Source organism: Runella sp. SP2, from assembly GCF_003711225.1.
GTDB lineage: Bacteria > Bacteroidota > Bacteroidia > Cytophagales > Spirosomataceae > Runella.
Window position 1 is genome coordinate 4,936,418 of sequence record NZ_CP031030.1, and the last position, 24,367, is coordinate 4,960,784.

The 24,367-nt window shown below is 44.8% G+C and carries 21 protein-coding genes; 12 read left to right on the forward strand and 9 right to left on the reverse strand.

Annotation, left to right across the window (positions count from 1 at the left end):
• Positions 1–30: 30 nt before the first annotated feature.
• A complete protein-coding gene (locus tag DTQ70_RS19830; protein ID WP_122932418.1) occupies positions 31–615 on the reverse strand; it encodes a 1-acyl-sn-glycerol-3-phosphate acyltransferase in 585 nt (194 codons plus the stop codon).
• 145 nt (positions 616–760) lie between these two features.
• Between DTQ70_RS19830 and DTQ70_RS19835 the strand changes: the two genes are divergently transcribed.
• The gene (locus DTQ70_RS19835) at positions 761–1,630 is read left to right on the forward strand and encodes a YitT family protein (RefSeq protein ID WP_122932419.1); all 870 of its coding nucleotides are present in this window, start codon (positions 761–763) and stop codon (positions 1,628–1,630) included.
• A gap of 42 nt (positions 1,631–1,672) precedes the next feature.
• On the opposite strand, the gene rfbB is transcribed toward DTQ70_RS19835, so the two are convergent.
• Entirely contained in the window at positions 1,673–2,728 is a 1,056-nt protein-coding gene (gene rfbB / locus DTQ70_RS19840; RefSeq protein ID WP_122932420.1) for a dTDP-glucose 4,6-dehydratase, read from the reverse strand.
• A 15-nt stretch (positions 2,729–2,743) separates the two neighbouring features.
• Positions 2,744–3,772, reverse strand: a complete 1,029-nt coding sequence (gene galE, locus DTQ70_RS19845) for a UDP-glucose 4-epimerase GalE (protein WP_122934489.1) — start codon at positions 3,770–3,772, stop codon at positions 2,744–2,746.
• Between the two features lie 93 nt (positions 3,773–3,865).
• Between galE and DTQ70_RS19850 the strand changes: the two genes are divergently transcribed.
• Complete coding sequence (locus DTQ70_RS19850) at positions 3,866–4,714, forward strand: transglutaminase-like domain-containing protein (protein ID WP_122932421.1); 849 nt, start codon at positions 3,866–3,868, stop codon at positions 4,712–4,714.
• A 12-nt stretch (positions 4,715–4,726) separates the two neighbouring features.
• Here DTQ70_RS19850 and DTQ70_RS19855 read toward each other — a convergent pair whose 3' ends face one another.
• A complete protein-coding gene (locus DTQ70_RS19855; protein WP_122932422.1) occupies positions 4,727–5,368 on the reverse strand; it encodes a 4'-phosphopantetheinyl transferase superfamily protein in 642 nt (213 codons plus the stop codon).
• 2 nt (positions 5,369–5,370) lie between these two features.
• On the opposite strand from DTQ70_RS19855, the gene DTQ70_RS19860 reads away from it, so the two are divergent.
• From DTQ70_RS19860 to DTQ70_RS19885, 6 genes are all read left to right on the forward strand, one after another.
• Positions 5,371–6,330 (forward strand): WD40 repeat domain-containing protein, encoded by a 960-nt coding sequence (locus DTQ70_RS19860; protein ID WP_229599975.1) that lies wholly within the window; start codon positions 5,371–5,373, stop codon positions 6,328–6,330.
• Positions 6,331–6,336: 6 nt separating this feature from the next.
• On the forward strand, positions 6,337–7,722 hold the full coding sequence (locus DTQ70_RS19865) for an MATE family efflux transporter (protein ID WP_122932423.1): 1,386 nt from the start codon (positions 6,337–6,339) through the stop codon (positions 7,720–7,722).
• A 67-nt stretch (positions 7,723–7,789) separates the two neighbouring features.
• Positions 7,790–8,539 (forward strand): isoprenyl transferase, encoded by a 750-nt coding sequence (locus DTQ70_RS19870; protein ID WP_122932424.1) that lies wholly within the window; start codon positions 7,790–7,792, stop codon positions 8,537–8,539.
• 47 nt (positions 8,540–8,586) lie between these two features.
• Positions 8,587–11,229: an outer membrane protein assembly factor BamA gene (gene bamA, locus DTQ70_RS19875; RefSeq protein ID WP_122932425.1), complete on the forward strand. Its 2,643-nt coding sequence runs from the start codon at positions 8,587–8,589 to the stop codon at positions 11,227–11,229.
• A gap of 68 nt (positions 11,230–11,297) precedes the next feature.
• Positions 11,298–11,924: an OmpH family outer membrane protein gene (locus tag DTQ70_RS19880; protein ID WP_122932426.1), complete on the forward strand. Its 627-nt coding sequence runs from the start codon at positions 11,298–11,300 to the stop codon at positions 11,922–11,924.
• Between the two features lie 6 nt (positions 11,925–11,930).
• Entirely contained in the window at positions 11,931–12,614 is a 684-nt protein-coding gene (locus tag DTQ70_RS19885) for an OmpH family outer membrane protein (RefSeq protein ID WP_122932427.1), read from the forward strand.
• 230 nt (positions 12,615–12,844) lie between these two features.
• On the opposite strand, the gene DTQ70_RS19890 is transcribed toward DTQ70_RS19885, so the two are convergent.
• From DTQ70_RS19890 to DTQ70_RS19900, 3 genes are all read right to left on the reverse strand, one after another.
• Positions 12,845–13,597, reverse strand: coding sequence for a GLPGLI family protein (locus tag DTQ70_RS19890; RefSeq protein ID WP_122932428.1), 753 nt, complete (start codon positions 13,595–13,597; stop codon positions 12,845–12,847).
• Positions 13,598–13,637: 40 nt separating this feature from the next.
• Positions 13,638–16,502, reverse strand: coding sequence for an outer membrane beta-barrel protein (locus tag DTQ70_RS19895; protein ID WP_122932429.1), 2,865 nt, complete (start codon positions 16,500–16,502; stop codon positions 13,638–13,640).
• A 226-nt stretch (positions 16,503–16,728) separates the two neighbouring features.
• Positions 16,729–17,178: a hypothetical protein gene (locus tag DTQ70_RS19900; protein ID WP_122932430.1), complete on the reverse strand. Its 450-nt coding sequence runs from the start codon at positions 17,176–17,178 to the stop codon at positions 16,729–16,731.
• Between the two features lie 167 nt (positions 17,179–17,345).
• Between DTQ70_RS19900 and DTQ70_RS19905 the strand changes: the two genes are divergently transcribed.
• On the forward strand, positions 17,346–19,511 hold the full coding sequence (locus DTQ70_RS19905) for a M28 family peptidase (protein WP_122932431.1): 2,166 nt from the start codon (positions 17,346–17,348) through the stop codon (positions 19,509–19,511).
• 76 nt (positions 19,512–19,587) lie between these two features.
• On the opposite strand, the gene DTQ70_RS19910 is transcribed toward DTQ70_RS19905, so the two are convergent.
• Positions 19,588–20,367, reverse strand: a complete 780-nt coding sequence (locus DTQ70_RS19910) for a TIGR00266 family protein (protein WP_122932432.1) — start codon at positions 20,365–20,367, stop codon at positions 19,588–19,590.
• 44 nt (positions 20,368–20,411) lie between these two features.
• Complete coding sequence (locus DTQ70_RS19915) at positions 20,412–20,621, reverse strand: hypothetical protein (protein ID WP_037300299.1); 210 nt, start codon at positions 20,619–20,621, stop codon at positions 20,412–20,414.
• A gap of 109 nt (positions 20,622–20,730) precedes the next feature.
• On the opposite strand from DTQ70_RS19915, the gene DTQ70_RS19920 reads away from it, so the two are divergent.
• The 3 genes from DTQ70_RS19920 to DTQ70_RS19930 are packed head-to-tail and all read left to right on the forward strand — an operon-like array spanning position 20,731 to position 24,366.
• Entirely contained in the window at positions 20,731–22,125 is a 1,395-nt protein-coding gene (locus DTQ70_RS19920; protein WP_164490124.1) for a hypothetical protein, read from the forward strand.
• Between the two features lie 56 nt (positions 22,126–22,181).
• On the forward strand, positions 22,182–23,399 hold the full coding sequence (locus DTQ70_RS19925) for an NADP-dependent isocitrate dehydrogenase (RefSeq protein ID WP_122932434.1): 1,218 nt from the start codon (positions 22,182–22,184) through the stop codon (positions 23,397–23,399).
• Positions 23,400–23,454: 55 nt separating this feature from the next.
• Positions 23,455–24,366 carry a hypothetical protein gene (locus DTQ70_RS19930; protein WP_122932435.1) on the forward strand — a complete coding sequence of 304 codons (912 nt, stop codon included), beginning with the start codon at positions 23,455–23,457 and terminating at the stop codon, positions 24,364–24,366.
• The last annotated feature ends 1 nt before the right edge of the window (position 24,367 follow it).

Below are 24,367 nucleotides of genomic sequence, written 5' to 3' on the forward strand. Positions count from 1 at the left end.
CGACGACACAAATAGTAACCGATAAGACGGCTAACGCCCTTCTTTGGGTAAAGGAATTTCTCCCGTTTGGGCGTAGTTGACCAGCCATTCTTTTTTAGGGCCTTGAATTGTAAGAAAAAAATCATAGATAGGCTTCATATCCTTTACAAAATCGCCCGTGGGGTAAATAATGTCGCCAAAAACCACGGCTTTTCGTGGATAATCAAAGCCTACCAAAATAATGGGCACTTTGGCTTTTAGGGCCATGTAATAAAAACCCGTTTTGAGTTTTGACACGTTGCTACGCGTACCCTCAGGAGCAATGGCAATGTGAATTGTTTCGTTTTCCTGAAACGTAGCCGCAACCGCCTCTACCAAGTTATTGTTTTTTGTGCGATCGACAGGATACCCGCCAAGTCCGCGAAACAACCAGCCAGAATACCACTTAAACAATGCACTTTTTCCAAGATAGCCAATTTTAAGGTTTATATACGCTCTCACGCCTACCCCCACAAAAAAATCCCAATTGTACCAATGCGGACATACAAGCCAAATTCCTTTTTTTAGTTCGGTGGGTGCATGTCCTATTGTGCGCCAGCCAACTAGCCGATATAGTAGTCCAAAAAGCCAATTCATGAAGTGTAAAAGGTTAGGTTTTTCTCAAATGTAACGACCACTTCCATTATCAGCAACATTTCTCATCTTTTTTGAGAAAAGGAAACGATATTGTATTTTATGCGTTACAATAAGTAATGAACCACTCTTTTCTATTTTGATGAATATGCAAGGAATTACCAAACGTTCTTTACTAAAAGATGCGATTTTAATTACAGCGGGTATTTTTAGCGCGGGACTTGGCCTAAAGGGTTTTTTACTTTCAAGCCACTTTATTGATGGCGGTGTTACGGGCATTTCTATGCTTCTTTCGTCCATCTTAAAAGTACCCTTGGCTGTACTTATTCCTATCCTCAACCTACCATTTATTTTAATGGGCTACCGTCAAATCGGTTTAGCATTTGCCATCAAAAGCACCTTTGCCATTACGGGTTTATCCATCTGTTTAGCTTTTGTTCACTTCCCTGATGTAACCCCAGACTTGTTATTAACCTCCGTATTTGGTGGGTTTTTTATTGGGGCTGGTATTGGATTAGCCATGCGAGGTGGCGCTGTTTTGGACGGCACAGAAGTGGCTGCATTGCTCGTTAGCCGCCGAAATTCTACGGTTCGCGTTGGTGACGTGATTTTGGGCATGAACATTCTCATTTTTGCCACGGCTGCCTATTTTTTGGGGGTTGACATTGCCCTTTATTCGATGTTAACTTACTTCACCGCCTCCAAAACTGTCGATTATTTGATTCATGGTATCGAAGAATATACGGCCGTCTGGATTGTTTCTGACCATCATGAAGCCATCCGCGAAATGATTACGAACAAACTCCATAAAGGTGTCACGGTCTTAAATAGCGAAAAAGGTTTTGGCAAGCGTGGACTTCAAAACCAAGAAACTAAAGTACTCTACTCGGTCGTGACTCGCCTAGAAGTTAGCCGTTTACGGGACGCCATTTCAGAAATAGACCCCCATGCTTTTGTGGTACAACACGGCATTGACGATGCGCGTGGAGGGATTGTAAAAGAAAGGGCGTTGCACTAATGTGCAACGCCCTTTCTTTTATAGTCAATAAGTATCTATTTCTTAGCGGTCTTCGTACATTCCTTCGTAGTACTTTTGATAATTACCCGACGTCACATTGTCGAGCCATTCTTGGTTATCTAAATACCACTGTACCGTTTTTTCAAGCCCTTGCTCAAACGTCACCGACGGCTTCCAGCCCAGCTCATTCATTAACTTTGCGGGGTCAATGGCGTATCTCAAATCGTGGCCAGCGCGGTCGGTTACGTACGTAATCAATTGCGCTGATGTACCTTCTTCACGGCCTAGTTTTTGATCCATGATGGTACACAGCAGATGCACCAAATCAATATTTTTCCACTCGTTGCAACCGCCAATGTTATACGTTTCACCGTTGACACCCTGATGAAAAATGGCATCAATCGCCCGCGCATGGTCTTCTACGTACAACCAATCACGCACATTTTCGCCTTTTCCATACACTGGAAGCGGTTTGTGGTGGCGAATGTTGTTAATCATCAACGGAATCAATTTCTCTGGAAAGTGATTAGGGCCGTAGTTATTTGAGCAGTTTGAAATTACTACTGGAAGTTTGTACGTATTCTGGTACGCTCTTACAAAGTGGTCAGACGAGGCTTTTGAAGCCGAATAAGGCGAACGTGGGTCGTACTTGGTCGTTTCCACAAAAAACTCGTTGGGGTCATGAAGTTCTCCATAAACCTCATCAGTCGAAACGTGGTAAAAGCGGCGTCCTTCCTCTTTTCCTTTCCAACTCTGACGGGCCGCGTTTAGCAAGTTGACCGTTCCGATGACATTGGTCACCACAAATGCCATCGGATCAGAAATTGACCTGTCCACGTGCGACTCCGCCGCCAAGTGAATCACCCCCGTGAAATCATTGTCTTTGAATAATTTATCAATAAATGCCGCATCGGTAATGTCGCCTTTGACAAAACGGTAATTGGGGGCATTTTCAATGTCGGTAAGATTGGCGAGGTTCCCCGCGTACGTCAGTGCATCGAGATTCACAATCTGATACGCTGGGTATTCGGTCACAAAACGGCGCACTACGTGTGAGCCAATAAAACCTGCGCCACCTGTAATAAGTATAGTTTGCATAAAATGTGTTTACCGTTAAACAGTTGCGTTATCTGCTGCCAACGCTTGTTGCCAGCGCCAAGCATCCCGAAGTGATTCTTCGAGCGTTTTTTCAGCTTTCCAGCCCATCACATTGTGCGACTTATCTACCTGAGCGTAAATTTGCTCAATATCACCCGCACGACGAGGCCCGATTGCATAATTTAGCTTGATGTTATTTACTTGCTCAAACGTCTGAATCAAACGAAGCACCGTTACGCCTTCGCCCGTTCCTACGTTGAACACGTCATAAAAGTTATCTTCTTCGGTTTTGGCCAATAGCTCAAGTGCTTTTACGTGTGCTTTCGCCAAGTCCACCACATGGATAAAGTCACGAATACAAGTGCCATCGGGCGTGTTGTAGTCGTCCCCAAATACCGTTAATTTTTCACGTAAACCCGCCGCAGCTTGCGTCAAATAAGGCACCAAATTGCTTGGTACGCCGCGTGGCAGCTCCCCGATTTGCGCCGATTCATGCGCGCCTACTGGATTAAAATAACGCAACGAAATGGCTTTAAGGCCCGTTTTTGAGATGACCACGTCACGAATAATGTCTTCACAAATACGCTTGGTATTTCCGTACGGGGAAGCCGCTTCTTGACGAGGTGTTTCTTCGGTCACAGGTAGCACGTCAGGTTGTCCATACACCGTGCACGACGAAGAAAATACAAAGCTTTTTACGCCAAACTCCTGCATTACTTTCAACATCGCAAGCGTAGAGCCTAAGTTGTTTTGGTAATACATCAATGGCTTTTCCACCGACTCTCCTACGGCTTTACTTGCCGCAAAATGAATCACGCCATCGAAATTTTCTTTTTCAAATATTTGCCGCAACGCTGTCTCATCATTGCAATCGGCGCTGTATGACACAACAGCCCTCCCAATAATGGATTCTAGCCTGCTAAGTACTTTTTCTTCTGAGTTACTGAAGTCATCAATGATAACTGGCTCAAAACCTGACTGATGCAGTTCAACAACCGTATGAGAGCCAATAAAACCAGCTCCTCCTGTGACCAATATTTTCATGTAAAGTGTAGAAAATTGAATGACAAAACTATAAAATTTGGGCACTGAAAAAAAAATGTTTTTCTTTAACGCAAACTTCACTGACATTGCTCCATGACAGAACAAGAAATCAAAGCGCTGGTTTCGCTTCTCGACGACGACGACAAAGAGGTGTTGCAGTTGGTTGAAAAAGAAATTAGACAGCAAAGAGAGATTATCATTCCCTATTTAGAGAATGAGTGGGAAGGTGCGGGCTTTAATCCAAAAATTCAGCGGCGCATCGAAGAATTAGTGCACGATCTTCAGTTTGAAGTCTTGCTTGAACGCCTGTCCAATTGGCACCACGGCGGCGCAATTGACTTACTGGAAGGACTCTGGGTGATTGCCACCTATCAATATCCTGATTTGTCGCTGGAAAGCCTCCGAAGCGACTTCGAACAGTTTTATTACGAAACATGGCTTGAGTTTAAAGAAGACATGCACCCGATTGATCAAATTCGAGCCTTGAATCACGTCTTTTTTTCAAAGCTAAAGTTTGGTTCAAACACCAAAAATTTCCACGCGGCAAGCAACTCGATGATCAACATCGTGTTGGAGTCTCGCAAGGGGAATCCCATTACCCTGTGTTGTATTTACATGATTGTGGCCCAACGCCTCAATATGCCCGTTTACGGGGTTAATTTACCCAACCTTTTTGTCCTTACTTACAAAAAAGACGCAGTGCAGTTTTATATCAATGTCTTTAACAAAGGTTTGGTATTTATGCGCTCCGACATTGACCATTACATTGCGCAACTCAATCTCAAGTCCAACGACTCGTTTTATCAGCCTTGTTCTAACCTCGACATCTTGCGTCGGGTTCTTCGGAACCTTACGCTTGCATTTGAAAAAACGGGCGATAGCGATAAAGTAAAAGAAATTGAGCGGATGTCGGCAGTGTTGCAGGAACCGATTGAGGAATAAAGGAACGGCTTATTACACCGCCAACACCCCCAAAAAATCGTCCACCCGAAAACGGTACAGGCGGTGTTGTTGGCGCGGCAGTGGGGTATGAATGGGGAAAATTTCGCCCGTAAAAAAGTCGTTTTCGTTGGTAAAAGGGTGAACAAAAATCTCCTCTTTAAAACTCAAATTTCGGGTACCGTGCAGTTTATACAATGCTTCCTTGGCACACCAGTACGTGCAAAGGCGCTCTAGTTGCTCGCCCGCGTGGGTTGTTTCTGAATCCGAAAGGAATTTGGGCGCCACGCGGGCTAGCTTGGGCGCTACTCGTTCTAAGTCCACGCCAATGGATACCGACGGGTGCAAGGCCACCACCACAAACTTCGCCGTGTGCGTAAGCGAAATTTCCGCTACGGCATTGTTCAAAAACGGTTTTCCAAAATTGTCTTTCCGCATCCCTGTATAAATACGCCCACTGGCTTCTACAATCGACTGCGTCGCTCGTCTGCCTGTTATCCATTCCAATCTTTTTTGTGGATGAGAAATAGTCTCGTATTCGGTCCATTCTTCGGCAGTGGCCACAAGTCCTTTTTGCAATTCTTCGATAGGCTCAAAAATCTCCCAAATCAGGAGCAAACATTCCTCAAAAACAGTCCACTGGCGAACGATAGGCATAGATGCAATCTTTTGGTGTAACTTTGCACAAAAATACGGGCGTTTGGAATTTTATGCTTCAAGTAACTAAAATAGACACATTTTCTGGTCACCGCGACTGCGTGTATGCGCTTCAACCTTCGGCAGAAGGCAAGCATTTTTATTCAGCTGGTGGCGACGGCATGATTGTCAAGTGGGACCTAACCCGTCCCGACTGGGGAGATGTAGTGGCACAAGTACCTGCCTCCGTCTATGCTTTAGCATTTGACACTACCCAAAACCAACTTTGGGTAGGACAAAACTACGAAGGGATTCAGGTCATTGACCCGCTCGAAAAACGCGTTGTCGCTTCGGCACAACTGACCACAGCCGCTATTTTTGACATTGTTTTTTTTGAAAACCAAGCGTTTCTAGCCCTTTCAGACGGCGTTGTGATTGTAATGGACCGTCAGGCGTTTGCCGTTCGTAAGCATATCAAAGCCAGTCAGCAGTCAGCGCGGTGTATCTCCATTAATGCCCTCACCCGCGAAATAGCCATCGGTTATAGCGATAACTGCATCCGCGTGTTTGGTATCGACGAGCTAGACTTACGACACACGTGGGAAGCCCATACCAATTCCGTTTTCTCAGTTTGTTTCTCGCCCGACGGCCGTTATTTACTATCGGGAAGCCGCGACGCACACTTAAAGATTTGGGACGTAACCAATGGCTACGCACTTCATCAAGACGTTGTCGCTCACCTTTTCGCCATCAATCACCTTACTTACAGCCCCGACCAACGGTTGTTTGCCTCGTGTAGCATGGACAAATCAATCAAGCTATGGGACGCAACCACTTTCCGACTTCTCAAAGTGATTGACCGTGCGCGACATGCAGGCCACGGTACATCCATCAATAAACTCCTTTGGACATCCTTTCACAATCAACTCATTTCAGCCAGCGACGACCGTCGAATTTCGGTCTGGGACATAAAGACCAACTAAACAGCCATGCGTAAATTTTTTGATTTATTTTTACAAGCCCTCAAAGGCGAAGAGCACGAATACACTTCGGGCAGTATCAATCGCGCCATTTTTTTACTATCAGTACCCATGATTTTAGAAATGGTCATGGAATCGCTCTTTGCAGTTGTCGATATTTTCTTTGTTTCTAAAGTCAACACCGACGCCGTGGCAACGGTAGGACTTACCGAGTCTGTCTTAACGCTTGTTTACTCAGTGGCCATTGGCCTTAGCACGGCTGCTACCGCCATTGTATCGCGACGTATTGGCGAAAAACAGCACGCCGAAGCAGGCCATGCCGCAGCGCAGGTTATTTTGGTATCAGTTGTGCTAGGCATCGCGATTGGGCTTGGTGGCTTTTTTGGGGCAGAAACCATCCTACGCGCCATGGGTGGCAGCGAAAACCTCATTGCCTCGGGTTCTAACTTTACCCGAATTATCTTTGCCAGTAGCCCCGCTATTATTTTGCTTTACACCCTCAGCGGCGTTTTACGCGGAGGCGGAGATGCCGCCGTGGCAATGCGTTCGCTCTGGATTGCCAACGGCGTCAATATGCTTCTTTGTCCGCTTTTTATCTTTGGCTGGGGGCCTGTACCTGCATTTGGAGTAGCAGGCTCGGCCATGGCCACAACCATAGGTCGCAGTCTTGGCGTTCTGTACCAACTATATGCCTTAACCAAGGGGAACGGAGCGGTCAAAGTGCTTGCATCGCAGCTCAAGGCCGATTTTGGCATTATTCGTAACCTTATCAGTGTTTCGGCGGGTGGTACAGGGCAATTCCTTATTGCTTCCGCGAGTTGGGTATTCCTGACGCGTATTTTGTCAGATTTTGGCCCTCAAATTGTGGCTGGCTATACCATCGCTATTCGCGTTATTGTATTTACCATTTTACCTTCGTGGGGCATGGCCAATGCCGCCGCCACTTTGGTAGGGCAAAACCTTGGCGCAAACAAGCCCGAACGCGCCGAAACCTCGGTTTGGCGAGCAGCCTTTTTCAATTTTGTATTTTTGGCCGTTGTTGCTGTCATATTTTTTGTCTTTTCGGCCAATATTATTAGCTGGTTCAACGACGACCCCGCCACGGTTGCCACGGGCGTCAACTGCCTCCGAATCATTTGTTTTGGATATTTATTTTTTGCTTATGGGATGGTTATCAGTCAATCGTTCAACGGCGCAGGAGATACCCTGACCCCAACTCTCATGAACTTGGTTTGCTTTTGGGCTATCGAAATACCCCTTGCTTATTTCTTAGCAAAATACCTCGACTTAGGCCCCAACGGCGTGTATATTTCCGTCGCATTCAGCGAGTCAATGCTAGCTGTGGTAGGTATTCTCCTTTTTAGACGCGGAAAGTGGAAAACCAAGAAGGTATAGCCTCAAGGTTTATCCTTTTGATTACCTGATAATTTCCTCTAACTTTGCAGGCCATTTTTAAGTGCGAATGAAAGAACAGATAGACCGTACTAGACTTCCTCAACATATCGCCATCGTAATGGATGGTAACGGCCGCTGGGCCAAGCAGCGCGGCGCCATGCGGGTGTTTGGGCACAGAAACGCTATTAAAGCCGTGCGCGAAGCCACCGAAGGCTGCGCCGAGCTGGGCGTTAAGTACCTGACATTGTATGCGTTTTCGACCGAAAACTGGGGACGACCTGAGGCCGAAGTAAGGGCCTTGATGGAACTACTGGTACATACAATCGGCGATGAGCTTCCCACATTGCAAAAAAATAACGTAAGGCTTGACACCATTGGCGACACAGCTAGTTTGCCTAAATCTTGCCAGAAAGAGTTATTGGACGCCATAGATAAAACGAAGGGTAACACAGGACTTAATCTGATTTTGGCCTTAGGATATAGTGGCAAATGGGATATTATCCAAGCAACCCAACGTTTAGCGCAGCAAGTGAAAGACGGTTCGTTGAAGTCGGAAGACATTACCGAAGACTTACTTAACCAAACGCTCTCGACCTATCCCCGCCCCGATGTTGACCTGATGCTACGCACAGGAGGCGACCACCGCATCAGTAATTTCTTGTTGTGGCAGTTGGCCTATGCCGAGCTTTACTTCTACGACGAGGTCTTTTGGCCAGACTTCCGCCGAGAGCATTTACATGAGGCCATTTTGTCGTTTCAACAACGAGAAAGACGTTTTGGTAAAACCAGTGAACAGATTGTGACCGAAGCGAAATAAACCCCTTCTTTTGCCGTTATAAGAAAATGGGAAAGAACAGTGTATCTATGAAAAAATTCAACCAACTTATCCGTCTCGTTAGCTTTTTTAGTGTTTTCTTCATGACCGCCGTATGCCTTCATGCGCAGCAGCTGGGCCTTGGACGAAACACCCCTGCAACTACGTCTGCCCCGAAAGACGAAGCTATCAACTATGCGGAACCTAAAGACTATGTCGTTGCCGAAATTATTGTAACTGGCAACCAATTTTTGGATCCTAACTCCATGATTTCAATGTCGGGATTGAGAGTAGGCGACAAAATCAAAGTTCCTGGCGATGCCATCAATGGAGCTATTAAAAAATTGATGGATCAAAAAATCTTGGAAGATGTCGAAATTTTAGCTCGCAAAATCGAAGGCGAACAAATCTGGTTGGAGATTCGCATCAAAGAGCAATCACGTCTTTTCAAAGTCGAGTTTGACGGCATTCGGAAGGGAGAAAAAGAGTCTCTTAATGATAAAATCAAGCTTCCTAAAGGGCGTATCATCTCTAACACGATGATTAAAAACACCCAATTGGCCGTAAAACGCTATTTTATCGACAAAGGCTTCATGAACGTGAAGGTCAGAATTAACCAGATTTCAGACTCCACGCGCGGCAATGCAACGCTCAAAATCCTAGTTACCAAAGGCGCAAAAGTGAAGATTCGTCAAATTGTGTTCAATGGTCGTCAAGAAATATTGGAAGGAAAACTTAGGAATAAATTGAAGGGGACAAAACAAATGCGTTTTGGCCGTCTTTTTACGCCTTCAAAATTCATTCCTAAGAAATACGAAGAAGACAAAGAGAAAATCATTGAACTCTACAACAAAAATGGGTTCCGTGATGCGACCATAATCTCCGACTCCATTATTCAGAACCCAGGGGAGAAAACCATTGATGTGGTGTTGAACATCGAAGAAGGACCGCGCTACTACATCCGTGATATTACTTGGCAAGGTAACTACCTTCGTACCACCGAACAACTCAACAAGGTATTTGGCCTTAAAAAAGGAGATATTTACAACCCTGAAGAAATTCAGAAACGCCTTGAAGCCAACCCAGGCCAAGACGTAAGCTCGCTGTACATGGACGACGGTTATTTGTACTACAACTGCCGCGCCATCGAAAAATCCGTTGAAGGGGATTCTATCGACCTTGAGATGCGCATTTTTGAAGGAAAACAAGCGACCATCAACAAGATTATTTTGAATGGTAATACCAAGACCAGCGACCACGTGGTGCTGCGCGAGTTATTTACGCTGCCAGGCCAAAAATTTAGCAAAACAGAAATTATCAACACCCAACGTCAATTGTCGCAGTTAGGGTATTTTGATGCTGAAAAAATTGGAATTAACCCTATTCCTCACCCAGAAGATGGGACAGTGGACATTGAATATACCGTAGAAGAAAAGCCAAGTGACCAAATTGAGCTTTCTGGTGGTTGGGGTGGATACATCGGTTTTGTAGGTACGTTAGGACTTGTCTTCAACAACTTCTCTACCAAAAACATCACAAACCTCAAAGCATGGAAACCTCTTCCGTCGGGCGATGGGCAGAAATTGGCCATACGTTTCCAAGCAAGTGGCCGTCAGTTTCAGACATATACGCTTAGTTTCTCGGAACCGTGGTTGGGTGGTAAAAAACCTGTCAACTTTGGAATCAACCTGAGTCATACAGTATATCGTACGGTTGATTACAACAACCTCTACACTCGTTCTACAAGCGGGCTAACATTTTTAGGCTCTTACAAAAACACAGGAGTTACCATTTCACTAGGCAAGCGCCTCAAAATACCTGATCGTTACTTTGTATTAAGTACCGCACTTTCATACCAAAGATATAGAATGGACAGCCTTGACTTGTTTGGTATTGGCTATCCAAACGGGGTTTCAAACAACGTAACCTTGAACTTAACATTGTCACGGAATACGATTGATAATCCTCAGTTCCCGCGTGGCGGTTCATCATTCTCATTGAGTGGCACTTTTACTCCGCCTTATTCTGCCATCACAGGAAATACGTCTTTCTCGACAAAAGAAGCACAGTACAAATGGGTAGAGTACCACAAGTGGATGTTTGATGCGACATGGTACCAAACCGTAGCAGGCAAGCTGGTATTAAGTACCCGCGCTCACCTTGGTTTCTTGGGTAGATACAACCAAAACTTATCTATCAGTCCATTTGAACGCTTTGTACTAGGAGGCTCGGGATTGGCAGGTTATGGTATGTTTGCTTTGGCCCAAGACATCATCGGTTTGAGGGGATATACCGACCGCTCGCTTGTACCTATCTACAACCGACTTAGTACTGTGGATGCCTCACAAAGTACCAGCACAACCGCAAGCAGTGTAAGTAGTCTTGGAGGGGTTGCTTATAGCAAGTACGTGATGGAATTACGTTATCCACTTTCGCTTAACCCATCAGCAACCATCTTTGGTTTGGTGTTTGCAGAAGCAGGAAACAACTGGGGTACCGATCAACCTCAAAAGAAATACAAAGACTACAACCCGTTTGACTTGAAACGTTCGGCTGGGGTTGGAGCGCGTATCTTCATGCCAGCCTTCGGTTTGATTGGTATCGACTGGGCGTATGGATTCGACCCGCTACCTGGGCAAACAAACCGAAGTGGACCACAATTCCACTTTACGATTGGACAACAAATTCGCTAGAAAAGACATAGACCGAATGGAGTAGGTAAATTATAGCCTACTCCACCAACAAAATCCAAGCATCTACAATGAAAACCCGTGGGCTTTTACTAATTTTGCAATTCGTCTTGGTAACCTACTCATTATCAGCCCAAAAATGGGGATATATGGATATGGAGTACGTGACGAGCAAAATGCCAGAATACCAAAAAGCGCAAACTGAGCTTGATAAGTTTTCGGAACGTTGGGCAAAAGAAATTCAAGATAAATATACCGAAATAGACCGCCTACAGCGGCTTTACCAAGCAGAAGAAGTACTTTTGACCGACGAAATGAAACGCAAGCGTCAGCAGGAAATCGCTGATAAAGAGCGTGAAGCCAAAGATTACAACAATAAAATTTTCGGATTTGAAGGGATGTTGTTTCAAAAGAAAAAAGAAATCATCAAACCCATCACCGATCAGGTTTATAAAGCAGTAGAACGCGTGTGTCGTCAGCGGAGATTAGATATACTACTTGACAAATCAAGTGATTTTGTCATTATCTATTCCAATCCAGTACATGACTATACTGATTATGTTATCGAAGAGCTTGGTTTAGGTACCGAAGAAAAAGAAAAAAATACTAAACCAGCGACTAATAGCGTTAATACGCCAACAACAAAAACACCAGCAACAAATACCCCAGCTAATAAAGTAACCAAACCAAAACAGTAGATAAAAATGAAACGTACATTGACTGTAGCCTTCCTTGCGATTATTGCTTTAGTGAGTTTTGAAAGCAAAGCACAACAGGCTACGACCAAAATCGGTTGGACCAACGTGGACTACGTGATGACGTTGTTGCCCGACTATAAGAAAATTGAGAACGAGCTTACGATTCAGCAGCAGCAAATTGAAAAAGCGATGCAAGAGAAATCGAAAGAGTTCGAAGACAAGTACAAGGCTTTCCAACAAAATGCTGCTAAATGGTCTGATATCATTCGTGCAGATAAAGAAAAAGAATTGAACCGCCTTCAAACGGACTTTCAGGATTTCCAGCGCTCTTCACAAGAGTCATTACAGAAAAAGCAACAACAATTGCTTCAACCTGTGATGGTGAAAATCCAAGGAGCTATCGACGCTGTTGGCAAAGAAAACGGCTATACCTACATCTTTAACATGGATGCAGGAGCTAACACAACTCCTATCATCTTGTTTGCAGGTTCGGAAGAATTGAACGTTAGCAACTTGATTTTGAAAAAATTGGGTGTTGACCCTGCGGAAGTTGAAAAACAACAAAAAGCCGCAGCAGAAGCAGCTGTTCAACAATTGCAGCAAAAAGCAGGTGGCGCAACGCCCCCTGCCACGCAGCCTGCAACCAAGCCAGCGACTCAAACGCCTGCAACTCCAGCAAAGAAAAACTAACACATTCCTGTCTGACCACAAAAAAGGGAACCGCATGATGCGGTTCCCTTTTTGTTTGGGCTACTCTACAAAGGTTGCGCTTCGCCGAAGCGATATAAATTACTAATACGCTAAAATTTATGCTCAACTACTATTAAAAAACAAAAAAACGGAGTAGTTCATACCCCGTTTTTTTTGTTTGTATTGGCTTGCACATTAAACCAGTTGGGTTCTAAACACCCCGTCCTGACTCAATAACGCATCGACCAGAAAGGGTTTCGCTGCGCTTTCATGCTTTCCGCAATGTGCTTTTGAATCATTTGATTGTAATCGGCTACTTTGATTTTCTTTCCTTTCATTTTGGGTAAAGCAAGTTCTTTCTGCACGTTTTTAAGCTCCACTTTCTGGGCCGATACCACTACGTCGCCGTCGTTGATATCTAGTTCCAAGATCAAGCCTGGTAAGCCAAAATAACGCTCAGGGCCCGCCGCCACAGGAATGTCTTGCGCAAACCATGCCGTAATCTTTTGATTTTTAACAGGGTCAAATGTCTCCGCTTTCATACAAATGTAACCCGCCACGTCTTTGATTTGGTTTTGTACCCGCCAATTGTAAGTTACCAAGGAATCTTCCATCAGGTACGTTTTTCCCAACATTTCGTGGTGCTCAATAAGCTTATTGGCGTCAAAATTACGGTGAATCAGGTAATCGTCTTGCCGCCACGACCATTGGCCATCTTCGCTTTGACCTTGGTCACTGAAATACGTATAAAGACTTTGCTTTTCGTCAAAATACAATTTCATTTTTACGCCGTACCCGTCCTCATTTCCCCAGGTCAGTTTCATACGGTCTTTTTCTTCTTTGCTTAAGAAAGTAAGCCTAGCGTTGATTTTTGTCCAGTAGCTTTTATGCTCGTACGTGACCATTCCTTCCGTCGATTGGGCATACACACTGTTGGCTATCCACAACAGACCCACTATCAAAAAGTTCAATCTATTTTTCATGTTTATAGCGATTATCTTGTTTGGTTGGATTAACGATTGACTAGAAGAAACCTCCGCGGCGTTTGAGGGTCGTGTTCATACCGCGCATGTTGTAAGTAAAGGTAAGCATTCCGTAGCGAGCCAAGGTCTGCACTTTTTCTTGTGATACAAAGTTTTGGTTGGCAAACTGACTGATACCCAAGTTTTTGTTAAACACATCATACACCGACAAGCGAAGTTCTGCTTTCTTTGCTTTGCCCAAAATCTTATAAATCGACGCATTCATAATCGGCAAACGTTGGTCAAGATTGAAACGGTTGTTGACATAAATACGATAATCAAGATTTGAGTTAATAAAGAAATCTTTTGGTAATTTGATGTTCATCGTACCACCATAGGTATGGTTGATGATTTTCATGTTTTGCGACGTATTTACCGAGAAACGAGAGTTAGTAACACCCCAGTTGGCATTGGCAAAAAACGTAAAGTTGTCGCTAGGCGTTAGGTCTAAACGCATTCCAAAACGGTAGCTGTCGTTGTTGGTTTCGTTAAGAACCCCATTGATATAAGTCAGGTTACGGCTAAAATTAGGGTTCGCATTTACGCTCAAGTTACTTTTTGTTTTCTTCAACGGGAAGCCAAAGTTCATCCATGCCCCAATGCTCTGGCCACCCGAAATGTTGGTAGGCGTAGTCACTGTCACCAACGTTCTTGGGTCAACTTGCTGATTGTAAATAATTTGATTGACATTATATGAATAAAACAAGTTTAGACCCAAGTTGGTAAAACTTGCTGGGTTAAACATATTGTACCCAAAATTAACGCTGTGGTTAACAGAAGGAAGCAAATCGGGGTTTCCTTGACGGATGTACAACGGATTGCTATTGTCAATAACTGGCTGTAAGTCACGAACATTTGGCTGATTCACACTTACATCGTAACCTGACCAAAGGTAACGGTTGTTTTTGAGATCATAATTCACCGAGACGTTAGGTATCCACGCTACAAATGTGCGATTAACGTTGATAAAGGAAGTTGGGTTTTGACCCAAGGCAAATTTGCCATCCAAACCAAAGCGCTGCACGGCCATTCCTCCCGAAACATTAAATCCTTTGTAAGAATAACGTACTGCCGAACCAATCCGCGCGTAAGTAATGTCATTTTTGAAATAGCTACTCAAGGTATCAACGGGGATTCTTCTGCCACTTTCTTGAGCCAAATCAAAGGCATCGCGATCAACAAAGTTGCCACGGCGGCTCAAGTTTATGAAGCTCTCCCAAAATACCCGCTTCGATACAGGCTCCACAAACAACAAGCTTGATTTTAGCTCATTTACTTGGCTATTGGTATTGTTGGTCAAATCAAGGGCTCTCCGAATTACATCATTGGCTGAGTTAGCAGAGTAAAATAAATTCAGTGAATTTTGATCCGCAATTCCGTCATTTTGAACGTATCCGTACGAAGCACTAGCTGCGAAGTTCCGTCCTTTTTTATTTTTAGCCTTCCAGCGATAAATAAGCGTATTAGCCGTTTCCATTTTGTCAACGTCCGTAGCGTTTTTAATGGTCGTTTCGTTAGACTTAAAGTTACCTGCTTGAAAATACTGCTGAAGACTATTGAGGCTGGTGTTTCCACCATTAAGACGGCTGTTGTTCGTAAAAATAATGGTATTGGTCGAGTCAATCATTTGTTCATAACGGAAAGACAAACGGTGGTTTCCGATGAAGTTGATTTGGCTGCTTTCTTCTTGTGATTTGAACGAACCGTTGGTCAAGAAATTTTCACGACTACGAAGCGCATCCAACACTTGGCGCGTAGAATTATAATAATAACTCGAATTTACTTTGGTTTTTTTGCCGTTGTAATTGTAGTTAATCCCTGCGGCAACGTTGTTGGAATAACCTTGTCCTCTACCTCCACCAACGGGAATATTGAGTCCGCCGTCGTCATCTCCACCAATCACGAAGAAGCGCCCGCCGCCGCCACCAAAACCAAAGTCACCGTTGTCGTTCCAGCTATTAAACGAACCACTTCCTCTAAAATCTTGGTAGTCGTCCCACGACATCCCCGTTTGGTTCGTATTGTTGGTGAGGCCAATAAGCGAAAACTGGTTTTTATCATCAAACTTATTGTAATTTCCTTTGATTTCCCCGCGCGCTCCTCTCGAATTGTTTCCATCAGCACCTAGCCCAGCAGTGACCTTTCCGAAACCGCCTTTTTTGAATCCGTCTTTTAATTCAAGGTTTACCGTTTTTTCTTTTTTCCCGTCGTCCACACCTGTCACTTTTGCCTGTTCCGATTTATCGTTAAAAATCTGAACTTTTGTGATGGCTTCCGCTGGAAGATTCTTGGTGGCCATTTTAGGATCATCTCCGAAGAAACGCTTTCCATCGACAGTTACTTTTCGAACTTGCTGGCCTTGGGCTACGATGTTACCGTCTTGGTCAATCTGAACCCCAGGCAATTTTCGTAGTAAATCTTCTACCGTTGACCCAGGCGGGACCTTAAACGAAGCGGCGTTGTACTCAATCGTATCCCCTTTGATACTGAGTGGTGCACGGGCGGTTTTTACTACTACTTCAAACAATTCTTTGGTGATTGCTTTCATTTGCAATGTTCCAAGGTCAATGAGCTCTTTGTCACCAAACTCAATGTCTTTTTGAAAAGGAATGTACCCTACAAATGAAATTTTGAGCAAATAATCGCCTTTTTTGACGTTACGAAGTACAAACGCCCCTTTATCATTAGAGCGCGTGAAGTTGACCAAAGATGAGTCTTTTCGCTGCAACAACATGACTGTTGCCGACCCTAGTGGTCCTGAGGATGTATCAGCAGTGATACCTTGGATTTGGAAACGTGTGGGAGCTTGGGCGCACGCAAACAACGCACTAAGGCACATCAGTGCCCCGAGGAGAAGTTTCTTCATGGCTGTTTAGGTTATAATTGTGTTTAAAAATGGTTAGAAAATGGCTATTACACTACAAACGTACTATCCGATTAGTTTATTACCTAACAATACAAAGAAAATTTTATATTAAAGTTTGTTAAATCTAATGGAGGAGCCTCATTAAAGTGTACTCGGCCTTGGTCAAAAGGTTACGCTTAGCGCAAAAAAAAACAGCGGGTCGAAATTTCGACCCGCTGTTCTGTAATCACCATCCTCTGTTACGCTGCCCGTTCCGACCGTAGTCGTCGTAGGTTGAGCGTTCATTGTCTCGCTTTTCGTGGGTAATCTCACGATTAAGTGCGTATAAGTCGTCATATAGCTCACGACGTTCACGTGGGTCAAGCACGCGGTCGCGCCAGAAAATTTGTTCTTTACGTTCTATACGTTCTACATCCCTTAACAATCCTTTCGCCTCGCGTGACGAGATAGAGCCTTGGGCAATTCCATCCGCAATTCGGCGACGGGCTTCGCGTTGAAAATCATCAATACGGTCGCCCAAATTCCCCCTTCCTCCCCGATTGTCATATCCACGGTCATCGCGGCGGTTATCGTAACGGTCGTCATAACGACGGTCGCGGTTGTTGTTGTTTCCCCATTGTGCATTGGCACCGATAGAAACTAAAATCATGGCTGCGGCAAACACTAACTTTTTCATGGCTTTTATTTGGTTTATGTGAACGTTTATTTTTCGTTATTTTACTCTTAGAACGCTAAAAAGGGCAAAGGTTTATAACACCTTGGTTAATGATTGTTAACAGCATTTTTAAAAGATTTTAGTAACTTGCTACGGGCTTTTTTTACCATCATCAACCAAACATTTCCATGCAAAAAACTTTCCTCATTGGCGGGCTACTCTGTGCCTCCACCCTCTCCTTTGCACAAAAAAACATTTCGGGTTTTTCGGCTTCTAACCAGTCGAAACAAGAAAAAATCGAACAAGAGTACCGCACCAAGCAGTCGGCCGAACGTTTTAAAACTCACTTACAAAAACTGACCAGTGTACCACACTTGGCAGGGACTCCTGAAAATGAAAAAGTCCGCGACTACATCGCCGACATCATGCGCAAGGCTGGCTTGCAAGTGGAAATTTTTCCGCACGATATTTATTTATCAAAAAGCCCAGGTGAAAGTCTGGTAGAAGTGGTAGAGCCCGTCCGCCTTCCACTCAACAATCGCGAGTATATTGTAAAGGAAGACAAGTATTCAAGCGACCCTCGCCTTACGCCTGGCTGGAATTCGTATTCGGGTTCTGGCGACGTCACAACTGAGGTTGTGTATGCCAACTATGGCCGCAAAGAAGATTTTGAACAACTCAAAGCCATGGGCGTTTCGGTCAAAGGGAAAATTGTACTGGCGCGTTATGGTGGCAACTTCCGTGGCTACAAAGCCAAGCACGCCGAAGCCGCAGGTGCAGCGGGCGTGATTATCTATACCGACCCTGCGGATAATGGCTATACCAAAGGCATTACGTTTCCCGAAGGTTCACAGTCGAACGATAACACCATCCAACGAGGGTCGCTCTTGACCGTCGATTATACAGGCGACCCACTCACTCCTTTTGAACCTGCCCTCCCACTCGATGGCCCTAAAAAAGTAAAGCGCCTTGACCCCAAAGACGCCGCTTTCCATAAAATCCCCGTGACACCATTGCCTTGGGGCTCGGCCGTTGAAATTCTCAAAAGAATGACGGGCAAAGGTGTCCCTGCGGGTTGGCAGGGTGGTTTACCGCTGGCGTATCGCTTAGAGGGTGGCCCAGAACTCAAAGTGCGACTCAAGGTAAAACAAGACAAAGAGTTTGTCAGAATTTATCAGGTAGTTGGTACGCTCACAGGTAGCGAGTTTCCCGACGAGTGGATCATAGCGGGTTGTCACTACGATGCTTGGTCTTTTGGCTCCACCGACCCCAACAGCGGTACTGCCATGCTTTTGACCCTCGCCGAGTCGTTGGGTAAAATGCCTCAAAAGCCAAAACGTACCATTAAGATTTGTCACTGGGATGCCGAAGAACACGGCGTTATTGGTTCGGCAGAATGGGTAGAGCAAATGCGCGACGAACTGAGCGCCAAAGCGGTTGCCTACATGAACTATGACGCGGCGGTATCGGGAAAAATTTTCGGAGGAAGTGCTTCCCCTTCGCTCAAAAAACTACTTATTGAGGCTTCGCAGGCCGTAGAATACCCCGATTCTAACAAAACTGTTTACGAACATTGGATGGCTCAAAAAGGTGGACGCCGTGGTAGCACGGGTTCGGCTCCCGTATTAGCCGATAGCGAACCTAGTATTGGCAACCTAGGCGGCGGCTCCGACCACATTGCGTTTTATATGCACGCAGGTATCCCCTCAATGAGCGCGGGCGTAGGCGGGCCAACTTTGTACCATTCTCAGTACGATGACCTATTTTTCTACAACAAATTTGTGGACTCAACCTATAAAATGGGACCAATGGTAGAACAAGTGGTAGGAACAATGTCCTTGCGTTTGGCCAATGCCGATATTTTGCCTTACGATGTTTCGCGTTATGCCACCGACTTGGCCACGCACCTCAAAACCGCCGAGAAAGCCATCAAAGCTTACGCTCCCACTTATTCAATGGACAAGTTATTGGCACAGGTAGAAACATTGAAGCAAAACGCTCAAAACTACGAAAGCCGCATCAAAACACTTTTAGCCGCCGACCAAATCGACAAAGCCAAAGTTGTAGCTATCAACAAAGAATTACGGGATTTGGAAAAAGCCTTTATCGATCCTAAAGGCATGGCGTATGGTTCGTGGTACCGTTCGTTGTATGCCTCTTCTGACCCTTACAGTGGGTATGCTTCGTGGATGCTGCCCGCTTTTCAGTACGAAGCATCGTTAAAGTCAACGGCCCATTTGCCTGATTTGGAAGCGCGCCATGCCAAAGCGATTGATACGCTCAACACCAAAATTGTGGCTATCAACCAACAATTAGGCGGTGCAAGTGGCTCTTTGGGCGGAGGGAAGAATTAGGACTAGAATACAAAAGAACATGAATGTGGAGGTTGTGAGCGTGTGTGGAGGTTGCTCACAACCTCCACACACATTATTAATCTTCAAACAAATTGCCCAATCCGCCCAAAACCGAACCACTTTCTTTGCGCGATTGTGGGCCATAAATTGAAAGGCGATCCACTAATTTTGAGATTGGCATTGACTGAATCCAGCATTTGCCTGTTCCTTGAAGCGTAGCCAAGAAAATACCTTCTCCCCCAAATACCATTGATTTAAGACTACCCGAGCGCTGAACGCTGAAATTTACAGAAGGCTCAAATGCCACAACGCAACCCGTATCCACTCGGAGGGTTTCGTTGTTGAGTTGGCGCTCAATAACCACCCCACCTGCGTGTACAAACGCCAAGCCGTCGCCTTGAAGTTTTTGAAGAATAAAACCTTCTCCCCCAAACAAACCACTTCCCAAACGCTGGTTGAAGTGAATACTTAGTTTGGTACCCATGGCAGCACACAAGAAGCCATCTTTTTGAACAATCAAGGTATTGCCATAGATATTTCTCAAGTCGATAGGCATGACCGTACCAGGATAGGGTGCGGCAAAAGCTACTTTGCGTTTGCCATAACCACGGTTGGTAAAATGGGTCATAAACAACGACTCGCCCGTCAGTAAGCGCGTTCCTGCTTGGAAGATTTTGCCCATGATGCTTTGGTTTGGATTTGTACCGTCGCCCATCTTGGTTTCAAACTGAATGCCGTCTTCCATAAAAAGCATCGAGCCTGCTTCGGCAATCACTGTTTCGTTGGGGTCTAACTCAATTTCGACGATTTGAATGTCTTCGCCAATGATTTTGTAGTCAATTTCGTGAGAATACATGGTTTACTGTTTGTTAAGGTTATTTGGAATGTATGTGTTGTCAATTACTCATCTTCTCCCCCTTCGTTGAGGTCGTCGCGGTGGCGTAGTTTTTTATCGTCCACGTGTTTGTTCAAAAACTGATTGATTTTATCAATGTCAATTGTTGACGTAATTTCCCCAAATGAATTGATACGAATGTCGAAGCCATCGAGGTCTTTATGAACCCGAGGTTTCTCGGTGCCTTCGGGCGGGGTTGCTTTTTTCTTGCTCATTGTGGTTGAATTTTTCACGAAGTTAGAAACCGATTACCCTATTCGCAATAGGCTTTGACTAAACGGTGACTTTTTTCCGATTTATGGTCAAAAACGCAGGCTCAATGGTTTGCTTATGCTATTTGTGCGTCGTCCGTTACTCGCAGCAGGCTGGTGGGCGCTGTTTGTGGTAGTTTTGATAGGTATTGCGTGTTTACACAACCCTATCTTTAATCCTTGCACCTCTGCTTTTCTTTTCCTGTTAATTTTGGGGTGGAAATGTACGCTTGTGACATTTCCCAGCCTCGATGATGATGCCCCATTGATGACCCCAAAAAATGGCGTTCTTTTTATTTGGTTGTGCAAATTGGTGATCATTCCCACTGAAATTCTGTGGGTAGGCAACCACATTTCTTTCAGCAACACTGTTTCATCCATCGCGCTCGAATGTAGCATTATCCTGACTTCTTTCGTATTTTTTGCCTTAGGTTGGCACCATAGCCCGCTTTTTCCTTCTCAAACCTTATGGCGTCCGTTTTCTCACCCAGCCCGTTATGGTTGCCTTTACCTCGCCATTGGTCTTATTTCTATCTTCTTGTTTTATGGTTCGTTTTCTAGCTACTGGACGGGGGCATTGTTTACCTACACCACCCACGAGGCCATTGAAAACCTCAAAGGAAATTTTATTGGTGTACTGGCTAATATTGGTCAGCGATTTGGTTTTTGGGGAATAATATTGCTTTGGTACTGCTACAACGTTCGCCAGTCACGGCGTTTAAAATGGTTTGAGCACCTTGTTTTTCTATTGCTGGCTTTTACCCTCACCTTTAGTAGCAATCGGGCCAATATGGCCTTTCCTGTGCTCGCCTTTCTGGGCGTTATTCTTGTTCATTTTCAACCCAAACGCAAATGGCTATTTAAGGTTTTTGGCATTGGTCTTATCTTTTTGGTGCTGTTTTACGGGCATTTACGGGTTCAACCGTCGCTCGACACCGAACAAGTCGCGCTGTTATTTGACCATTACACCGATGCCGACAACAACTATCTCGAATACGCTTCACAGCTTTACCTTGGCAGCCCTTACCAGTTATCCCCCTTGCTATCGGTCGAGAATCCGCCTTTTACGCTTGTTGCCTCACTGCTAGAACCCGTTCCCGTACTTGGCAAAGCATTTCGCGAAGAAAGTGGCCCTTTTTTGTACAATTCCCTCATAAACAACCTTATGGCACAAGATAAAGTCATCCCAGTAGCGGGCGAACTATACCTCAACGGTGGGATGCTACTTGTAGCCATCGGACATTTTCTAATTGGCATTATTTATCGCTGGCTCGATCGCCTTTTTCAAAAGTATCGTTTTGCTAATCCACCGCTTGCGGCGGCTTATTTCTACCTTTCTACGCTTTTTGCGGCCACCTTGCTGCTCAGTCTGACGGTACTATCACAGTTTGTTTTGTTCAACGCCGCGCCTGCATTATTGATAATCACCATAAATTGGTGGCAAATGCGTAAGGGTTACTCAACATAGTTGGTTATATTTGCACCTTTATTTAACTCATCATCCCCCAATTTTAAGTTGCGCACATGGAAAAAATAAAAGTGGCTAACCCTGTCGTCGAACTTGACGGCGATGAAATGACCCGAATCATCTGGCGTTTTATCAAAGATAAACTTATCCTGCCATACTTAGACGTTGATATTAAATACTACGACCTTGGCATCGAATACCGTGACGAAACAAATGACCAAGTAACGGTTGACGCCGCAAATGCCATTCGTCAATACGGTGTGGGTATCAAATGTGCTACTATCACTCCTGACGAGCAACGTGTGGAAGAGTTTGGATTGAAGCAAATGTGGAAATCACCTAACGGAACTATCCGTAACATTTTGGATGGTACTGTATTCCGTGAGCCAATCGTTTGCCAAAATGTACCTCGTTTAGTTACTAACTGGAATGCGCCAATCATCGTTGGACGTCACGCGTTTGGTGACCAATACCGCGCTACTGACTTTGTTACAAAAGGCAAAGGAAAGTTGACTATCAAGTTTGAAGGCGAAGACGGAACGGTTATCGAACACGAAGTTTACAATTTCAAGAGCGATGGTGTAGCCATGGCTATGTACAACACCGACGAGTCAATCCGTGGATTTGCCCGTGCTTGTCTCCAAGTAGGTTTGCAAAAAGGATGGCCAGTATATCTTTCGACAAAAAACACCATTTTGAAGAAATACGATGGTCGTTTCAAAGATATTTTCCAAGAAATCTACGAAACCGAATTCAAAGACAAAGGCGTTCACTATGAGCACCGTCTGATTGACGACATGGTGGCTTCGGCCTTGAAATGGAACGGTAACTTCGTTTGGGCTTGTAAAAACTACGACGGAGACGTTCAGTCGGATACCGTTGCTCAAGGTTTTGGTTCATTGGGCTTGATGACTTCGGTTCTTTTGACACCAGACGGTCAAGTAATGGAAGCAGAAGCTGCCCACGGAACGGTAACTCGCCACTACCGCGAACACCAAAAAGGAAACCGTACATCGACCAACCCAATCGCTTCTATCTTTGCATGGACGCGTGGTTTGGCTTTCCGCGGTAAATTGGACGGAAACCAACCGCTCGTTGATTTCTGTAACGCACTCGAAGCCGTTTGTATCGAGACGGTTGAAAGCGGAAAAATGACAAAAGATTTGGCAGTGTGTATCTACGGTAACAAAGTGAACCACGGAGAGCACTACCTTTATACTGAAGAGTTTTTGGATGCTATTGACGCCAACTTACAGGCTAAAATAGCAAAATAAATTGTTCTTCTTCCCCTCTCTCAATACTGGGAGAGGGGAATTTCTTTTTCTACCAGTGCGTCGCCTCGTTTTACTTCTTTTCTTTTTTTGTTCGCTTTCTACCGTTTATCCTCAACAACGCCCCAACGGCCACTTTTTGACCGATAGCATTGAGGTAGGAAAGCCTTTTAAGTACGCACTAAGTTTTCGACATTCTCCTCGGATTGAGGTTTTTTTCCCCGATACCAGCACTGCTTTCCGCCCCTTTGAGGTCATCAAGCTCGACTATTTTCCGACCGAAACCAACGCAAAAGGAAGTTTGGACAGTGCAGTCTATACCCTTCTTTCGTTTGAACTCGCCAAAAACCAATCGCTTTCGGTACCAGTTTGGGTAAAAGAAGACCGCGATTGTACGGCCATTTACTCCGAAGTCGATGCTATTAAATTGCGTGAACTCATCAAAGGAAATGTCGCCGATTCGCTTCACTTACAGGCTGATACATTGGTTGTGGCGTTAAAAAGCCAAACCAACTACCCGTATTTGGTGCTCATTGGGTTACTCATCAGTTTGATTGGAACGGGCGTTTATTTACTCTTTGGAGAAGCCTTGACCCGCCAGTGGGAGTTGTATCAGATGTTTTTGAGAAATCGGGAATTTAAACGAAGTTTTACCCGCCTTACCCGCGACATCAACGGCCCCAAAGGCATCGAAAATGCCGAAAAAGTGGTGGTACTCTGGAAAATTTACTTGCAACGCCTCGAACGTAAACCTTACGTGACTTATACCACCAAGGAGATTATGGATAACTTGCCCGATGAACAATTGGCCGAAGCCTTACGGTCGATTGACGGGGTAATTTATGGCGGAGTATCGTCGAGAAATACCGCTGATTCTCTCAATATTTTGCGGGATATTGCCGACCAGACCTACCGTAACAAACGCATTGAACTCCTCCAAAAAGGACGAACAAAAGCCAAACAATCTTAAT

What these genes read in the sequence shown, in the direction of transcription:
- DTQ70_RS19855 (WP_122932422.1), bottom strand. Translation starts at nt 5,368, where the DNA reads ATGCCTATCGTTCGCCAGTGGACTGTTTTTGAGGAATGTTTGCTCCTG.
- DTQ70_RS19865 (WP_122932423.1), top strand. Translation starts at nt 6,337, where the DNA reads ATGCGTAAATTTTTTGATTTATTTTTACAAGCCCTCAAAGGCGAAGAG.
- DTQ70_RS19900 (WP_122932430.1), bottom strand. Translation starts at nt 17,178, where the DNA reads ATGAAAAAGTTAGTGTTTGCCGCAGCCATGATTTTAGTTTCTATCGGT.
- DTQ70_RS19910 (WP_122932432.1), bottom strand. Translation starts at nt 20,367, where the DNA reads ATGTATTCTCACGAAATTGACTACAAAATCATTGGCGAAGACATTCAA.
- DTQ70_RS19880 (WP_122932426.1), top strand. Translation starts at nt 11,298, where the DNA reads ATGAAAACCCGTGGGCTTTTACTAATTTTGCAATTCGTCTTGGTAACC.
- DTQ70_RS19835 (WP_122932419.1), top strand. Translation starts at nt 761, where the DNA reads ATGCAAGGAATTACCAAACGTTCTTTACTAAAAGATGCGATTTTAATT.
- DTQ70_RS19885 (WP_122932427.1), top strand. Translation starts at nt 11,931, where the DNA reads ATGAAACGTACATTGACTGTAGCCTTCCTTGCGATTATTGCTTTAGTG.
- DTQ70_RS19830 (WP_122932418.1), bottom strand. Translation starts at nt 615, where the DNA reads ATGAATTGGCTTTTTGGACTACTATATCGGCTAGTTGGCTGGCGCACA.
- DTQ70_RS19890 (WP_122932428.1), bottom strand. Translation starts at nt 13,597, where the DNA reads ATGAAAAATAGATTGAACTTTTTGATAGTGGGTCTGTTGTGGATAGCC.
- DTQ70_RS19860 (WP_229599975.1), top strand. Translation starts at nt 5,371, where the DNA reads ATGCAATCTTTTGGTGTAACTTTGCACAAAAATACGGGCGTTTGGAAT.
- DTQ70_RS19925 (WP_122932434.1), top strand. Translation starts at nt 22,182, where the DNA reads ATGGAAAAAATAAAAGTGGCTAACCCTGTCGTCGAACTTGACGGCGAT.
- DTQ70_RS19915 (WP_037300299.1), bottom strand. Translation starts at nt 20,621, where the DNA reads ATGAGCAAGAAAAAAGCAACCCCGCCCGAAGGCACCGAGAAACCTCGG.
- DTQ70_RS19905 (WP_122932431.1), top strand. Translation starts at nt 17,346, where the DNA reads ATGCAAAAAACTTTCCTCATTGGCGGGCTACTCTGTGCCTCCACCCTC.
- galE (WP_122934489.1), bottom strand. Translation starts at nt 3,772, where the DNA reads ATGAAAATATTGGTCACAGGAGGAGCTGGTTTTATTGGCTCTCATACG.
- DTQ70_RS19870 (WP_122932424.1), top strand. Translation starts at nt 7,790, where the DNA reads ATGAAAGAACAGATAGACCGTACTAGACTTCCTCAACATATCGCCATC.
- rfbB (WP_122932420.1), bottom strand. Translation starts at nt 2,728, where the DNA reads ATGCAAACTATACTTATTACAGGTGGCGCAGGTTTTATTGGCTCACAC.
- DTQ70_RS19895 (WP_122932429.1), bottom strand. Translation starts at nt 16,502, where the DNA reads ATGAAGAAACTTCTCCTCGGGGCACTGATGTGCCTTAGTGCGTTGTTT.
- bamA (WP_122932425.1), top strand. Translation starts at nt 8,587, where the DNA reads ATGAAAAAATTCAACCAACTTATCCGTCTCGTTAGCTTTTTTAGTGTT.
- DTQ70_RS19850 (WP_122932421.1), top strand. Translation starts at nt 3,866, where the DNA reads ATGACAGAACAAGAAATCAAAGCGCTGGTTTCGCTTCTCGACGACGAC.